Below are 15,898 nucleotides of genomic sequence, written 5' to 3'. Positions count from 1 at the left end.
GCCCTGATAATTATCAGTCCGGCTATCACCAGAGCCTGCCAATTGATAGAACGCGGGGTCACATTCTCATAATGATAACGCCGCGATTGTCGGTCGCGGCGCGGTCAAGCGGGCCACCAGGCGACCCGCTGCGGGCTCAGGCCTGCACGGCTATCTCGTACTTCTTTATCTTGCGATAGAGGGTGGCGATGCCAATCCCGAGCGCCTGAGCGGCCAGCTTCTTGTTGCCAAGACGCAGCAGGGTCTCCTCTATCATCTGCTTTTCCATGTTCTCCAGCCCGTTTTCGCCAAGTGGCAGCGCCAACCCGCGCTCGGCCTGACCGGCGGCCGGCTCTGGCAGGCTTGCCTCTGGCAATGACCAGGGCGCTCCCGTAGCCGATGCCGGGTTGCCAGCGGCAGGGCTAAGCCCAGCATCGGCCAGTACGCCATGGGGATAAGGGTCGGGCGAGAGCGGCATGCGCGCGATCTGCGCCATGCTCCGAGGCGGCTCGTCCGCCCCGCTGCGCTGGTTGCGCAGGATATTGGGGGGCAGCAGGATGCTCTCGATCACCTCCCCCGCCTGCACCACGTTCACCAGGTACTCGATGAGGTTGCTGAGCTCGCGCACGTTGCCGGGCCAGCGGTAGCCCTCCAGCAGAGCCATCACCTCCGGGCTCAGCCCCGGATACAGCAGGCCGATGCGACTGGTGTGCAGGTTGAGGAAGTAGTGGGTCAGCAGCGCCACGTCCCCCTCCCGCTCGCGCAGGGGCGGCAGGTGGATGGGAATGACGTTGAGGCGATAGAAGAGATCCTCGCGAAACTTGCCCTCGGCGATGTACTGCTCCAGATGCTGATGGGTCGCGGCTATGATGCGAATGTCCACCGGCACCGGCCGGCTGGCGCCAATGGGGGTCACCTCCCGCAGCTCCAGCACCCGCAGTAGCTTGGCCTGCATGGTGAGCGGCATGTCCCCTATCTCGTCGAGAAACAGGGTGCCCTGCTGGGCGGCCTGGATCAGCCCCTGCTTGCCGGTGCTGGAGGCGCCGGTGAAGGCCCCCTTCACGTAACCGAACAGCTCGCTCTCGAGCAGCTGCTCGGGGATGGCGGCGCAGTTGATGGCGATGAAGGGCTTGTCACGGCGCGGGCTGAGTCGGTGGATGGCGCGGGCCACCACCTCCTTGCCGGTGCCGCTCTCGCCGCATACCAGCACGCTGGAGGGGCTCAGGGCGATGCGATGGAGCAGCTTTTTCAGGGCCCGCATCGGCTTGCTCTCCCCGATCAGCATGCTGACTCCCTCGTCGGGCTCCAGCGGCGGGTTCGGCGTGCCGTGGGACTGGTGAAACGCCATCAGAAACAGCTGCTGGCCTTGCACGTGGTGCAGCTGGCCGATAATCAGCTCCTGGCGATCCCCCAGGGTGACGATATGCTGCAGGTGGCCAGTCAACCCCTGCTGGGCAAAGGTGAGCGGGCGCAGCCCTATCTCGCAGCCCAGCAGCGCCTCCTGCTGGCAGTTGAGCTGCTTGAGCGCCACCTCGTTGGCGTAAAGCAGCTGGCTCTTCTCGTCGAGCAGCAGGCAGCCCTGATCCATGTGGTTCATCAGGCTCAGAAAGACCTTGTTGACCCCGTCCGACAGGCCGCGCGAGTCGAGCAGCTTGGCCACGAAGATGCTGGATATGTGCTGCACATAGTCGCACACCTCCTGCAGGTTGTTGTTGAGGCGGGCCTGCTGCTCCGGGTTGAAGGCCACCAGGCTGATCACCCCGATGCAGTTCTCCTCCACCATGATGGGCACCCCGAGAAAGGCCCGCTCCCGGCAGCTCTCCTTGCAGCTGCACCCCTCGCAGACCGGATCCTCGCTGGTGTGGGTGACGATCTTCTCGCGCTGATGCTCGATGACGTAGCGCAACAGGCGGGAGTCCCCCTCCAGCTGGCGACCAAAAAACTTGCCATAAGGGCCCGTTCCCGCCACCCGCACCATGTTGGCGTCCACGATTTCCACTTCCAGTTGCAGCACACTGGCCAGCATCTTGGCAAAGCGCAAAATAGTGGGCTGGATCTGCATCAACAAACATTGGTTACTGACGGACATCATGTTGTAAATCCCCTGGCTCCCACCCCGGGTGGGATTCATGCTGGCCAGATACTATGCCAATTCGATGGCAACGACTTCGCCGAGGATCACGAAAAGTGAACTTGCACTCGCCCCGCTACCGGGAGTGAGAGCTGGCGCAGAGTGAGGAAGATAAAAGCAAAGGAGCAGGCCACGGACATCATCTGCTGTGCGCAAAAACGGTGAGAACAGCCGGATCAACTGCCCAGATGCAGGGCCAGCCAGACTGCCAGCGGGATCACCAGGACCGAGAGCGCATTGCCGCCGAGCACGATACTGGCCACCTTCTCGGGCTGGCACTGGTACTGCTCGCACAGCATGTAGTTGAGCACCGCAGGCGGCAGCGCCACCGACAGCATCAGGAGCGGGATCCAGGCCGGTTGCAGCGGCAGCAGCCAGACCGCCAGACCAAGGGAGATGCCGCCCGCCAGCAGATAGAGCAGGTTGCACTTGAGGGCGAGCCCCAGGTGATCCAGCTCCCCTTCCATCAGCCGGATGCCGAGGGCAAACAGCATCAGCGGCACCGAGATCTGGCCGAGCAGAGAGGCGCTGGTCACCAGGTATTCGGGTAGCGGGATATGCAGATTGGCCACCAGCAGGCCCGCCAGGGCGGCCCACAGCACAGGGCTGCGTAACCAGAGCCAGCGGGAGGTGTTGGCCGAGAGGATGAACATGCCCACCGAGAAGTGGAGCAGGTTGGAGAGCACGAACAGTATGATGATGGCGCCCAGCTGCTGCTCGCCAAAGGCCAGCACCATCAGCGGAATGCCGAGGTTGCCGGTGTTGCGAAACATGGCGGGCAGGATCAGGGCCGGTCGGCTGATGCTGCGAAGCCTGAGCAGGGAGAGCAGCAGCCCCGGCAGCAGGATCACCAGGGCCCCCGCCGCGATGAGCGAGAGGTGAGCCATCAGATCCAGCGGGTATTTGACCAGCGCCGAGAACACCAGCGCCGGGGTAAACAGCTCGATATTGGCCCGATTGACGTAACCCAGCGCGCCGCCCGGACGCAACCTGCCGTAGAGGGCGCCGAGCCCCACCACCGCAAACACCGGAATGACGATATTGAGCAGCGCGCTGAACATGGGCGAGTCCTTTACAGTTCGCGGGCGGGGGTTCCCATCAGCAGCACGGGATCCAGAGTCACTTCCTGGCGACCGTTGCTCACCCAGAGCTGGCCGTCGGAGATGGTGCCGGTGAGCTGCATGGTGCGCTCGACCATCTCGGTCAGCGGCAGGGTCTGGCTGTCGGAGAGCTCAATCACGGTGAGGTTGTCGTGCAGGCCGAGTTTGCCCTGGTTCTGCTTCCACCAGACGCTGGTGCCACGGCCGCCGTAGAGGTAGAGCACCACATGACGGGAGCGGTTGCACGCCTTCTTGAGACGGCGCTCGTCAGGCTGGCCGAGCTCGATCCAGAGTTCAATCTCGTCGGAATAGTTCTTGCGCCAGAGTTCCGGCTCGTCATCGGCGGAGAGGCCCTTGGTGAACTCCAGCCGCTCGGCGGCATGCCAGGCGAAGGCCGCCAGCCGGATCATCATCCGCTCGTCGGTCTCGGAGGGGTGACGGGCCAGGGTGAGAGAGAAGTCCTGATACAGATTGCGATCCATGTCGGACAGGCTGAGCTGAGCCTTGAATACGGTTGCCTTGAGAGCCATAGAAAACCTTGAATACCTTGGGAAGCGGGCCGAAACGAAAAACTGCGCGCCAGTGTAATCAAAATCGGCGGCCGGTTCGACCTCAAGCAGCACACATTTGGCCCCAGGACCGCAGATAACGGCCTGCCAGGGCTCAAAAAACAAATGCCAGTCCGAAGACTGGCATTTGGCGGTATGAACGAAAGAAGCGGATCACTTCTCGGCGGACTTGACCCCGAAGGCATTGAGCAGCAGGCAGCAGGTCACTGCCACCGCCACAAACCCGCTCAGGAAGATAAAGGGCATGGCCCCGTATCCCAATACAGTCCAGATGGTTTGTTCAAGCAGACTCATTATGTGTCCTTCATCCAGTGAAATGGGTGTCCCTTTCGTGACGGGGTTATCCCCCCGTTCCTGATGATGCTATTTGACCCCAACCAGCGCCTGAGTCCTATGCCACCAAAGTAATAAATAGGGGGCTAGTTTGAGTTGGATCAACAATTTATCCCTTGCCGAGGAAAAATATGGACGGGATTCAACCAGTTGTCAGCCTGCTGCCCCCGCATTTTCCATCTCGGCGCCAAAAAGAAGGAGGCGACCCCGGGGTCGCCTCCTTGTCGGTTGGCCAGTTGCCGCGAGCGGCGCGCACTCAATAGAAGCGCTGCTGCTCCGCCGCCATCGCCTTGAGGCGATCGCAGGGGGCGAAGCGGTCGCCATGGCGCTTCTGGTAGTGCTCAAGGCGCCCCACCAGGTGCTCGATGCCGAGGCTGTCCATGTAGCGGAACGGGCCGCCCAGGAACGGCGGGAAGCCGATGCCGAAGATGGCGCCGATGTCGCCGTCGCGAGCCGAGGCCACCACGCCGCTGTCCAGCGCCATGGCCGCTTCGTTGAGCATCATCAGCACGCAGCGCTCGGCCAGCTCCGCCTTGGCCAGCTTGGCCTGGGGCGAGATGCCGAGCACACCGTAGACGCTCTCGTCCACCGTCTTCTTGCCCTCCTTGCCGGTAAGCTTGCTGCGCGGGGCCGCCTTGCCGTAGAGATAGAAACCCTTGCCGTTCTTGCGCCCCTTGCGATCGTTTTGCAACAGCTTGTCAAAGGCCGCCGGGGCCTGGAACTGCTCGCCCCCCAGCTCTTTTTCAAGGATCGGGGAGATCTTGGCACCCACGTCGATGCCCACCTCGTCCAGCAAGGTGATGGGGCCGACCGGGAAGCCGAAATCGAGCAGGGCACCGTCCAGCACCTCCACCGGCTCCCCTTCCAGCACCAGGCGCGCCGCCTCGTTCATGTAGGGGGCCAGGATGCGGTTGACGTAGAAGCCCGCCTCGTCCTTGACCACGATGGGGGTCTTGCCCTGAGCGCGAGCAAAGGCCAGGGTGGTGGCCACCGTCTCGGCACTGGTGCCGGCGTGGGGGATGATCTCCGCCAGCGGCATCTTGTCCACCGGGCTGAAGTAGTGCAGCCCCACCACCCGCTCCGGGTGCGCTGCCGCCGAGGCGATCTGGTGGATCGGCAGAGAGGAGGTGTTGGAGGCAAACACTGTGTGCTCGCCGCACTCGCGCTCCACGTCCTTCACCATCTGGTGCTTGAGGGAAAGATCTTCAAACACCGCTTCCACCACCATGTCGACCCGGTGGAAACCGGAGTAGTCGAGGGTGCCGGTGAGCAGGCTCATCTGCTTCTCAAGCTCGCTGCGCAGCAGTTGGCGGCGCTTGAGCTTCTTGGCCAGGATGTCGTAGCTGTAGCGCATGGCATTGCCGATGCCGCTGCTGGCCACGTCCTTGATCCGCACCGGCACGCCTGCCTTGGTGGCGGTGACGAAGGCGATGCCGCCCCCCATCAGACCGCCGCCCAGCACGGCGGCATGACCCACCTTGCGCGGCTCGGCCCCCTGATAGGTGACCTCCTTCTTCATCTCGGTGGTGGCAAAGAAGATGGAACGCAGGGCGGCGGATTCGCTGGTCATCACCAGCTCGCCAAAGTGGCGGGATTCGGCGGCAAGGCCGGCCTGCATCCCCTCTTCCACCCCGATGCGCACCACTTCCAGGATCAGATCCGGGGCCGGGTAGTTGCCGCGGGTCTTCGCCTTCACCCCCTTGCGGGCCTGATCGAACAGCACCTTGCGGCCAAGCTTGTTGGTCTCCAGCAGCTTGCCCTGCAGATCCCGCTTGAGCTCGTGACGGGGCTTGCCCTTCTTGGCCAACTTGATGGCGGCGTCCAGCAGGATGGAGGGCGGCACTACATCGTCCACCAGCCCCAGTTTCTTGGCCTGCTTGGCCCGCACCTGCTTGCCGGTCAGCATCAGATCGAGCGCCTTGGCCACCCCGATGAGGCGCGGCAGACGCTGGGTCCCGCCGGAGCCCGGCAGCAAGCCCAGTTGCACCTCGGGCAGGCCGAGCACCGTCTTGCCGTGATCGGTGACCACCCGGCCATGGCAGGCCAGCGCCAGCTCCAGCCCGCCGCCGAGGCAGGGGCCGTGGATGGCGGCGATCACCGGGATCGGCAGCGACTCGATCTCGGCGAAGATCACCTGCCCTTCCCGCGACAGCGTCTCGGCATCCTTGGCGCTGGTACAGGCTGCCAGCATGCTGATGTCGGCGCCGGCGATGAAGGAGTCCTTCTTGCCGGAGACCACCACCAGGCCGATCAGCTCTTTATTGGCTTTCACCTCGGCCAGCACCGCGCGGATCTCCTCCACAAAGGCGGCCTTGAGGGTATTCATGCTCTCACCCGGCACATCCATGGTGAGAATGCCGATGCCATCCTGGCGCACCGCCAGGGAAAAAGTCTTCTCGCTCATCACTCTACCTCCAACACCATGGCCACGCCGAGACCACCCGCCGCACAGGCGGTGTTAAGCCCCAATCCCCCACCCCGGCGCCGCAGCTCGTGCAAAGTTTGGGTGATCATCCGCGCACCGGTCGCGGCAAAGGGGTGACCAAAGGCCAGCGAGCCACCGAGGACGTTGAATTTGTCCATGTCCACCTCGCCGATGGCCTGATCGCGACCCAGCTTGCTCTGGGCAAACTCTTTGCTGGCAAACATCTTGAGGTTGGCCAGGGTCTGGGCGGCAAAGGCCTCGTGCATGTCGATCAGAGTCAGATCGGCCAGCGTGATGCCGGCGCGGTCCAGCGCCAGCGGGGTGGCGTAGGAGGGGCCCATCAGCATGTCCTGCCACACGTCGATGGCAGAAAACGCGAAACTGCGGATGTAGCCGAGCGGCTCGAGGCCAAGCTCGCGGGCCCGCCCTTCGCGCATCAGCAGCACGGCGGCGGCGCCGTCGGTGAGCGGAGTGGCGTTGGCGGCGGTAACGGAGCCGTGCACCCGGTCAAACACCGGCTTGAGCTTGGCGTAGCTCGCCAGATCAGAGCTTTCGCGGATGTTGTTGTCTCGCTCCAGCGGCGCCTTGTAGGGCGGTACGTGGGCGGTGAACACCTCGCCACTGAGCTTGCCATCGGCCCAGGCCTGCGCGGCCAGGGTGTGGGAGCGGTGCGCCAGCGCATCTTGCGCCTCGCGGCTGATCTGATGGCTCTTGGCCATCTGCTCGGCGGTCTGCCCCATGGAGAGACCGGTGGAGTACTCGGCCACGGCGGGCGGTACCGGCAGCAGATCCTTGACCCGCAACTGGCGCAGGATATTGAAACGCTGCTGCAGATTGCGCGCCTTGTTGAGATCCACCAGAGCGCGGGCCAGCTTCTTGCTCACCCCGATGGGCAGCACGGAGGAGGAGTCGGCGCCGCCGGCGATGGCGATGTCCACCGTACCGGCCATGATGGATTCGGTGACGTTGGCGACGGCCTGGAAACTGGTGGCGCAGGCGCGCGACACGCTATAGGCATCGGTGCTGACGCTCATGCCGGTGCCGAGCACGATCTCGCGGGCGATGTTGGGGGCTTCCGGCATCTGTACCACCTGGCCGAACACCAGCTGGTCGATGAGCTTGGGATCGAGATCGGTGCGAGCGAGCATCTCGCTCACCACCAGTTTGCCCAAATCCACCGCAGGCACACCGTGAAAGGCGGTAGCCTGCTTGGCAAAGGGAGTGCGCAAACCCGCCACGACGGCAATCCGTTCGCCCTGGCGAGTCGTCAGTTTCAATGGCTCTTTCATCCTGACTCCTTGGTTAAACGAGAAGACTAAAGGGAGAGGTCTGACCTCATTGCGCCACATCTTAACAATCCACTCACAAATTTCATACGGCTGATTGAAACTAAATTGCCGCCATCTTGGCCCCCTCCCTCGCCCTTGTGCGCCAACTGGAGTATAAAAAGATCAACTTCTATGAAAACAACGGGTTTATTGCATGGCAGCGGCCGAGTTCAGAGCGCTTGGGGACTATCTGGGTAGTCAAATTCTGGGACAGGGCCCCCTCATCGAGGGGCTGCTGATCGCCCTGTTATGTGAAGGACATGTGTTGATCGAAGGCGCCCCCGGTCTTGCCAAGACCCGGGCCGTCAAGGCGCTGGCCGGCGCGGTGGAGGGGCGCTTTGCCCGCATCCAGTTCACCCCAGACCTGCTGCCCGCCGATCTCACCGGCAGCGAGGTGTTTCATCCCCAGGATGCCAGCTTCGTGTTTCAGCCCGGCCCTCTCTTCAACCACCTGGTGCTGGCAGACGAGATCAACCGGGCGCCGGCCAAGGTGCAGTCCGCCCTCTTGGAGGCGATGGCCGAGCATCAGATCACCGTGGGCAAGAAGAGCTGGCGCCTGCCGCCCCTCTTTATGGTGGCCGCCACGCAAAACCCGATAGAACAGGAGGGGACCTATCCCCTGCCGGAGGCACAGCTCGATCGCTTCTTGCTCAAGCTGCTGGTGGACTACCCGAGCCCCGCCATGGAGCTGGCCATCCTCCAGCTCAACGCCCGCGGCGACACCCTGCCGACACCGCCGCTCACCCTGAGCCAAGCCGATCTGCTGGTGGCCCGCAGCGCGGTGCAGGCGGTGCAGATGCAGGGGCGCCTCGAGCACTATCTGGTGCAGCTGGTCTGCGCCACCCGGCCGGGCAGCGGCCTGTGTCCGGAACTCGAACCCCTTGTCGCGGTGGGCGCCAGCCCCAGGGCCAGCATAGGTCTGGCCAGAGCGGCTCGCGCCAGGGCCTGGCTGGCCGGACGGGATTTCGTGCTGCCCGAAGACATCCAGCAGCTGGCGCCGGCCGTGCTGCGCCACCGCCTCATTCCCAGTTATCAGGCGCTGGCGGACAACCTCGACAACGATGCGCTCATCACCCTGTTGCTGGATGCGATCCCATGCCCCTGAGCCCGCTCGTTTCCTCTGTGCGGGCCCTGTTGCGATGACGCACGCCACCGATCCCCTCGCCCACCCCGATATCGCCCTGCCGCTTGCCAGACTGCTGGCGATCAGGCTGTGGGCCCGGCAGGGGCCGCGCTCGCGCATTCAACCGGCGGCGCAGGGCCGGCTTGGCCGCACGCCGGGGCTCACCTTTCGCGAGCTGCGCGCCTATCAGGCTGGCGACGAGGTGCGCCACATCGACTGGCGGGTGACCGCCCGCCTCGGTCGCCCCTATACCCGGCTCTACAGCGAGGAGCAGGATCAGGCCCACTGGCTGCTGCTCGATCTCTCTCCGGCCATGTACTTCGGCTCTTGCCACCAGCTCAAGGCGCGCCTGGGCTGCGAGCTGGCCGCCGCCCTGCTCTGGCAAGGGGAAAAGCAGGCCAACACCCTGATCTGCCACGGCGTGGAGCCGCATCTGCAGCACCAGCGCGGCCCCCTGGTACCCTTGCTGGAGGCCCTCTGCCACCACTACCGGCTGGGACTGGCACGCACGCCGCCCCCCCACGCCCTGGCCCATACCCTGGCCCAGCTCAACCTGCCCCACGGCGCCAGATTGACCCTGATCACCGATCACTGCCCCCTCGACGAGGCGCTCTGTCGCCAGTTGCAACTGCTCGGCCGGCGCCACGACCTGCATTGCTGGCAAATTCGGGATCCGCTGGAGGCAGCCCTGCCCACTCAGGGCCGCCTGGCGGTGCGCGCCGGCCAGCAGAGCGGCTGGCTCGAGGCCGGCGAACCGAGGTTCGCCTTGCGCTATCAAGAGGCCGCCGAGCAGCTGGCCCGCCAGAGCCATCAGCAACTGCTGCCGCTGGTGCAGCGCCTCTACCGGCTCGACAACGGCCAGCCGCTACAACGCCAGTGGCAGGAGGGGGCATGCCGCCAATTCTGAACTGGCTCGCCAGCGCCGTGCCGGGCAGCAGCGTCCCCACCTCGCCGCTGGCGGCGCAGCTGCGCGACATTCACCCCGGCCCGCCGCTGCAGCTGGCCTCTGATCCCCGCCTGCTGGGCTGGTGGTGGCTGCTGATCGCCCTGTTGGTCGGCGCCATGATCATCCTCGGCGTACAGAGCCTGCTGCGTTATCACCGCTGGCGGCGGCAGCTCGACTGGCAGGCCCCCGATCTGGTGCCCCAACTGCAGGCCGTGTTGCGCGAGGCCGTGCTGCCCCGCTGGCCCGAAGCGGCCGTACTGCAAGGCGCGCCCTGGCTCGCCTTTCTTGACTCTCTGGGGCTCGATGCTCTGGGGGGCAGCCGCTTTCGCGAGCTGGCCCCGCACTGGTCTGCCTGGCTCTACGGTGGTCAGAGCCCGGATGCGCAGCAGCGCCTAGCGCTGCGCCGGACCTATCTCGCCTGGGGACGTCACTGCATCTGCCCGCCATCCTGGTTGCTGGACCTGCGCACTCACTGGCGGCGGGCGCGAACCCGCATGAGCGATGCGCACGCCGGGAGAGAGTCATGACCCTCGCCTGGCCCTGGTTTGCCCTGGCGCTGGTGCTGCCGCTGCTGGTGCGCTTTGGTCTGCCGCCCCGCCCCAGCGGCGCACATGATCCTGGCGTATTGAGCCATGGCGGCTTTCCCCTGCTGCGCCCCCATACCGGCCAGCCCCTGTGGCGGATGGCGCTGTGCTGGTGCGCCCTGGTGCTGGCGCTCTGCCGCCCCCAGTGGCAAGAGCCGCCTCAGGTGAGCTACCAGAGCAGCCGGGATCTCATCCTAGCGGTGGATCTTTCCGACAGCATGCGCACCCAGGACATGCTGGATGAAGGGGAGCAAAAAGACCGGCTCAGCGCGGTGCGCCAGCAGATAGACAGGCTCATCGCCGCCCGCCCCGGCGATCGCATCGCCCTCATCGTGTTCGCCGATCACGCCTACCTGCTCTCGCCCCTGACCCAGGAGACCAATGCCCTGCTCGGTTTGACCCGCGAGCTAGATTTCGAGCTGGTGGGACGCACCACCGCCCTTGGCGAGGCCATCCTGCTTGCGCGCCAGCACAAGGCCCCCAATCGCTCTACCGCCCTGTTGCTGGTCACCGACGGGCGCAACACCGCCGGCAGCGCCGATCCCCTGAGCGAGGCCAAGCAGGCCGCCGCCGCAGGTATTCGCCTCTATACCCTGGGGGTGGGCGCCGATCCGGATACCTTTGCCGAGGCGATGACTCCCGCGCAGGCCCCGGCCCAGAGCGACCCCAGTGCCGAACTCGACGAAGCCCTCTTGCAACAACTGGCCGAGGTGGGCCATGGCCGTTACTTTCGGGCACGCACCCAGGGGGATCTCGAGGCCATCAATCAGTCGCTGGACACCCTGGAGCCCGTCGCCACCGCGCAGACCCGCTATCGCCCCAACCTGGAGCTCTACCCCTGGCCGCTGGCGCTGGCCTGGCTGCTGCTGAGCTGGCCCACTAGGTTGCGCTGGCCGCTGCGGCTGAGCCGCAAAACCGCACTGCCTGACACCCCTTCCCGAGGCGCCCCATGATGGAGCTCACCCTGCTGCGCCCGCTCTGGTTGCTGGCCCTGCTGCCCTGGCTGTGGCAGGGATGGCGCCGTCGTCGCCAGGCTCCGCTGCTGGCCCCCGCCATGCAGGCCTATCTGCTGCCGGGGCAGCGGCGCCACTTTCCCTGGCTCTGGCTGGCCTGCCTGCCGCTGATCCTGGCCTTGAGCGGCCCGGCCCTGCGCCAGCAGAGCCAGAGCGTTCCGAGCCCGGCCCTCGACATCTGGCTGCTGGATCTCTCCCGCTCCATGCTGGCCACCGATCTGCTACCGGACCGGGCCACCCGGGTGCGGGTGTTGCTGCAGGATCTGCTGGCTGACCGAGCGCAGCAGGAAGCGGCCCATCCCATCGCCCTCATCCTGTTTGCCGGGGATGCCTACCTCGCCATGCCGCCGACCCGGGATCACCAGGCCCTCGCCCTGCTGCTGCCCGACCTGCGCCCGGCCATCATGCCAAGGCAAGGCAGCGCGCCCGAGCGTGCGGTGGCGCTGGCGCTCAAGCAGATCCCCGCCGGCCAGCAGGCCCGCCTGCTGCTGATCACCGACGACCTGACCGCCCGTCAGGCTGAGCGGATCAAGACGGTGTGGCCCTGCCAGGGCAGCCTCTTTTGCCACGCCCAGGTACAAGCGCGCCTCGACGTCTTGCTGGTCAACAGCGGCCAGGCCAGTCGCCTGCCCGCCGCCATGGGCGGTGGCTTCGGTCGCACCCTGCCGGCCCCCGACGTGGCCACCCTGCAACAGTTGGCCGGCGATCTCGGCGGTCAACTGCAGTGGCTGCAACAGGAGGCGCCACGCTTTGCCCCCCTGCCCATGAGCCAGAGCACAGGCACACACCAGGCCATGGATCTCGGCCCCTGGCTGCTGCTGCCCCTGCTGCCGCTGGCGCTGCTGGCCCGCATTGGCACCCTCTGGCTGGTACTGGTGGGGACGCTCTTGCTGACCCCCCCCTCCCTGCAGGCCAGCCAGGCATCAACGGCGCTGCCGCCTGCTGCCCATGACAATCAGGCCTGGCAGGCCTTCTTGCAAAAGCGCTATCAGGAGGCCGCCCGCGCCTTTGCGGATCCCGTCTGGCAGGGCAATGGCTGGTATCGGGCTGGCGACTACGCCAAGGCGGCCGCCGCCTATGGCCGGGCCAGCACGGCCACTGCCCACTACAACCGGGGCAATGCCCTGGTACAGCTCGGTCAGCTGGCGGCCGCCGAGCAGGCCTATCTGGCGGCGCTGGCGCTGGAGCCGGGCCATCAGGATGCGCGCTACAACCTGACCTTGCTGCGCGCCCAGCCGCCCGAGGCAACCCCACAGGCGCAGGATCCCAAGCCCATCGATGCCCCCGAGCAGGCCGCCACCCCGGACGCTCCCCTGCCTCCGTCGCCTCCCGTCCTGCTGCTGGAGCAGCGGCTGCGCAAGGAAGATCAGCGCAGGCGCCAGCAGGAGAGCGACCGCGGCCTCGCCCCTGGCACATTGAAAGGAGAGGATCCTTGGTGAGCCGCCTCTTCGCCCCTTGCCATACCCTGTGCCTGTTGCTGCTCTGGCTGATGACGGCGCAGGTTTTTGCCGCCCCGCCCCGGGCCGAGCTGCTGCCGGGGGCCGATCGCCGCGACTGGTTGCTGATCATCGAAGCGGACGGCGAGCGCCAGAGCAATGAGCTTGCCATCACCCCTCTGCTGCGCCAGTTTGCGGTGGGCAAGGTGACCATGAGCCGGATCAGCGCCCCGCAGCAGAGCCTGACCCGCTGGCAGATCCCTCTGCACCTGCTGGATACCAGCCCGCAGCAGGTGCCGGCCCTGCCACTGGGGGCGGAGCAGACTCCGTCCATCCCCTTTCCGCCACGCAGCGAAGCCGGCAACCTGGCGCCAGCGCCTGCTGTTTCCCCCATCGAACTGCAGGCCCGGGTGCTGCAACAGGGGCCGCTCTACCCCGGCCAGCCGTTTGTCTATCAGCTCAGCCTCTGGCTGCCGGCTAACATGGAGGCCCCCAACCTCACCGAGCCGGCCAGCGATGCCTTCACCATTCGCCGCCTCGGCAACGATCAGTGGCAGCCACCGGCGAGCCCCGGTCTGCCCGGCCGCCTGACCCGCAGCTGGCTGCTGCAGGCCAAAGAAGCGGGGCGCCATCCACTGGAATCTCCCCGCTTTCAGGGGCGTTTGCCGCAAGATGACGGTGGCAGTGATCCGCTCTCGGCCCGGGCGGCCACCCTGTTCGTGCAGATCGACGAGCCCCCGCTGCAACCGGTGGCGAGCCAACTCACCCTGAGCCAGCGGCTGGATCCCCCGACGGCAGCCAGAGCGGGTGAGCCGGTGATCCGCACCCTGACCCTCACCCTGGAGGGGGGTGATGGCAACCGCCTCAATCTGACACACCTGCTCGGCTCATCCGCCCTGCCCGCCGGCATCCGGGCCAGACCGGATGGGGAGCAGCAGCAGGAGCGCTATCTCGCCAAGGGGACGCTGCGCTTCGAGCGCGAGTGGCGCCAGGCCTTGACCGTGGACGAACCCGGTGACTATCTGCTGCCCGCCATCGAGCTGGCCTGGTTCAACACCCAGCGCGGGCGTATCGAATATGCTCGGCTGCCCGCCACGCCCCTGCACATCGCCGCAAGCACGCAGGCGCAGCCGGTGCAGGATGGGCCGAACGACGAGAGCCTGCTGTGGGTCATCTGGGCTCTGCTGCTGCGGGCCTGCTGGCGCCACGGGCCGCGCTGGCACGCCTTCTATCGCCTGCAACAGGCGCTGTGTCGGGCCGATGCCGAGCAAGCCCGGGCCCGCTTGCTGGCGTGGGCCCGCCTGCGCTGGTCACTGCCCCATCCCCGCCTCGATGCCCTGCCCTGTCGCCGCGATCCCGCCCTTGCGCCCCACTTCGCCGCCCTGGAGCACTCCTGTTTTGCCGCCGCTTCCCCTGCTGAGAGCCACCCGCAAACCTGGACGGGCTTTGCCAGCGCCCTATGCGGCCACGAAACTTTTGCGATAGCCTATGGCCTCAGGCAACTGGCCAGGATCGGTTGATCCTGGCCTTCATTCAAATAAGGAAGCCCAGCGATGGCTTTAGGTTTTTTCAGAAAAAAAGGTGCCACGGTCGGAAAGGATCCCACGACCTCCCCGGTCTATGGAGGCATGGCAGACAAACAAACCAAATACGAAGCCTTGGTACATGCCCTGCACGGGGACATCTACCGCTACGCCTACTGGCTGTGCCGGGATCCGCAAGTGGCGGAAGATCTGGTGCAAGAGACCTTTCTGCGCGCCTGGAAGAGCATCGACTCCCTGCTCGACGACAAGGCCGCCAAGGCCTGGCTCATCACCATACTGCGGCGGGAAAATGCACGCCGGTTCGAGCGCAAGCAGTTTGACCTCGTCGATCTCGACGAGCATCCCCAGAGCGATCAGGAGGCACTGCACAGCGAGCAGGAGATGGAGAACGAGTGGCTCAGACGCCACATCGCCCGCCTGCCGGCCGAATATCAGGAACCCCTGCTGCTGCAGGTGCTGGGGGGCTTTAGCGGCGACGAGATCGCGGCGCAGCTGGGGCTCAACAAGAACACCGTCATGACTCGCCTGTTTCGGGCCCGCAACCAGATAAAAGAGGCCATGGAGTCAACGACCCAACAGAGAGGACACACCAATGGATGAGCTGGAATTTCGCCGTCGGGCCATAGCCCATCCACATGAGCAGGATCCCGCGTTTCTCGAGCAGGCCCAGCGCTCCCCCGCCAATCGCAAGCATCTGGACGAGATGAAGCAGCTCGATCGCAGCCTGCAGCGAGCCATGGAGGTCGAGGTGCCGGCCGGGCTGGCCGAGCGCATCCTGCTCAGACAGGCGCTGGAAGCCGATCAGCCGCAGGTGGTTCCCCTGCCGGTGCGCCCGCGCAGCAACTGGCGTGCGCTGGCGATGGCTGCCTCGGTCGCTTTTCTGCTCGGCATGAGCACTCGCTGGCTGAGCTGGCCGCTGGCCGCGCCCGACGAGCTCTCGCTGGCCCAGGTCGCCATGGCCCACGTCTATGGCGAGGAGCCCTTCATCAAGGATGTGGACGAGCAGGTGAGCCTGCGCACCATCAACGCCAAGATGGAGAAATATGGCGCGACCTTGATGGGCATGCAGGGGCTGAAGATCACCTATGTCAACCACTGCTCCTTCTATCAGGGGCCGGCGCTGCACATGGTATTGCAGGGCAAGATGGGCCCGGTCACCCTGTTCCTGGTGCCCAAGCACGTGCCACTCACCCTGCAGCCCACCTTTGAAGATGGCCAGCTCAAGGGCGAGATCCTGCAACTCAAGGGGGCCAACATGGTGCTGATCGGTGGGATGGAAGAGCCGCTGGCGCCGGTGGCAGAGCAGCTGGAATCCCGGCTGCACTGGTCGATTTAACAGGCATTAACCCAATCTTGACTCGCCTCAAACCGGGTCAAGCCAACGGGC

At 65.6% G+C, this 15,898-nt stretch carries 14 protein-coding genes; 8 read left to right on the top strand and 6 right to left on the bottom strand.

The genetic code is table 11. The features are described from left to right. Positions 1 to 136: 136 nt before the first annotated feature. The 6 genes from PG900_RS02515 to fadI form a co-directional block, all read right to left on the bottom strand. Positions 137 to 2,071 (bottom strand): sigma 54-interacting transcriptional regulator, encoded by a 1,935-nt coding sequence (locus PG900_RS02515; RefSeq protein ID WP_270830846.1) that lies wholly within the window; start codon positions 2,069 to 2,071, stop codon positions 137 to 139. 215 nt (positions 2,072 to 2,286) lie between these two features. Beyond that, positions 2,287 to 3,171, bottom strand: a complete 885-nt coding sequence (locus PG900_RS02510; protein WP_010633898.1) for an AEC family transporter — start codon at positions 3,169 to 3,171, stop codon at positions 2,287 to 2,289. Positions 3,172 to 3,182: 11 nt separating this feature from the next. Further along, positions 3,183 to 3,740 carry a YaeQ family protein gene (locus PG900_RS02505; protein WP_270830845.1) on the bottom strand — a complete coding sequence of 186 codons (558 nt, stop codon included), beginning with the start codon at positions 3,738 to 3,740 and terminating at the stop codon, positions 3,183 to 3,185. Between the two features lie 192 nt (positions 3,741 to 3,932). After that, positions 3,933 to 4,073: a TIGR02808 family protein gene (locus tag PG900_RS02500; protein ID WP_005301193.1), complete on the bottom strand. Its 141-nt coding sequence runs from the start codon at positions 4,071 to 4,073 to the stop codon at positions 3,933 to 3,935. A 295-nt stretch (positions 4,074 to 4,368) separates the two neighbouring features. Next, the gene (gene fadJ, locus PG900_RS02495; RefSeq protein WP_270830844.1) at positions 4,369 to 6,516 is read right to left on the bottom strand and encodes a fatty acid oxidation complex subunit alpha FadJ; all 2,148 of its coding nucleotides are present in this window, start codon (positions 6,514 to 6,516) and stop codon (positions 4,369 to 4,371) included. Continuing rightward, a complete protein-coding gene (fadI, locus tag PG900_RS02490) occupies positions 6,516 to 7,826 on the bottom strand; it encodes an acetyl-CoA C-acyltransferase FadI (protein ID WP_024945337.1) in 1,311 nt (436 codons plus the stop codon). Before fadI ends, fadJ begins: the two co-directional genes overlap by 1 nt. Positions 7,827 to 8,019: 193 nt before the next feature. Here fadI and PG900_RS02485 point away from each other — a divergent pair, with 193 nt between their 5' ends. Genes PG900_RS02485 through PG900_RS02450 form a run of 8 tightly spaced genes read left to right on the top strand, consistent with a single transcriptional unit; the run spans position 8,020 to position 15,847 of the window. Next, positions 8,020 to 8,970: an AAA family ATPase gene (locus PG900_RS02485; RefSeq protein WP_270830843.1), complete on the top strand. Its 951-nt coding sequence runs from the start codon at positions 8,020 to 8,022 to the stop codon at positions 8,968 to 8,970. A 34-nt stretch (positions 8,971 to 9,004) separates the two neighbouring features. Then, complete coding sequence (locus PG900_RS02480) at positions 9,005 to 9,895, top strand: DUF58 domain-containing protein (protein WP_270830842.1); 891 nt, start codon at positions 9,005 to 9,007, stop codon at positions 9,893 to 9,895. Then, positions 9,880 to 10,461, top strand: coding sequence for a DUF4381 domain-containing protein (locus PG900_RS02475; protein ID WP_270830841.1), 582 nt, complete (start codon positions 9,880 to 9,882; stop codon positions 10,459 to 10,461). Before PG900_RS02480 ends, PG900_RS02475 begins: the two co-directional genes overlap by 16 nt. Beyond that, positions 10,458 to 11,471, top strand: a complete 1,014-nt coding sequence (locus PG900_RS02470) for a VWA domain-containing protein (protein ID WP_270830840.1) — start codon at positions 10,458 to 10,460, stop codon at positions 11,469 to 11,471. The genes PG900_RS02475 and PG900_RS02470 overlap by 4 nt, the downstream gene beginning before the upstream one ends. Further along, positions 11,471 to 12,970: a tetratricopeptide repeat protein gene (locus PG900_RS02465; protein WP_270831001.1), complete on the top strand. Its 1,500-nt coding sequence runs from the start codon at positions 11,471 to 11,473 to the stop codon at positions 12,968 to 12,970. The genes PG900_RS02470 and PG900_RS02465 overlap by 1 nt, the downstream gene beginning before the upstream one ends. Beyond that, a complete protein-coding gene (locus PG900_RS02460; protein ID WP_270830839.1) occupies positions 12,967 to 14,487 on the top strand; it encodes a hypothetical protein in 1,521 nt (506 codons plus the stop codon). Before PG900_RS02465 ends, PG900_RS02460 begins: the two co-directional genes overlap by 4 nt. A gap of 33 nt (positions 14,488 to 14,520) precedes the next feature. Further along, positions 14,521 to 15,111 (top strand): sigma-70 family RNA polymerase sigma factor, encoded by a 591-nt coding sequence (locus PG900_RS02455; protein ID WP_017408325.1) that lies wholly within the window; start codon positions 14,521 to 14,523, stop codon positions 15,109 to 15,111. Beyond that, on the top strand, positions 15,104 to 15,847 hold the full coding sequence (locus PG900_RS02450) for a DUF3379 domain-containing protein (RefSeq protein WP_029302941.1): 744 nt from the start codon (positions 15,104 to 15,106) through the stop codon (positions 15,845 to 15,847). Before PG900_RS02455 ends, PG900_RS02450 begins: the two co-directional genes overlap by 8 nt. Positions 15,848 to 15,898: the final 51 nt, after the last annotated feature.

It is taken from the genome of Aeromonas sp. QDB03, from assembly GCF_027707985.1.
In the GTDB taxonomy this organism is placed as follows: domain Bacteria; phylum Pseudomonadota; class Gammaproteobacteria; order Enterobacterales; family Aeromonadaceae; genus Aeromonas; species Aeromonas hydrophila.
This window is presented reverse-complemented; position numbering and strand designations above follow the sequence as displayed.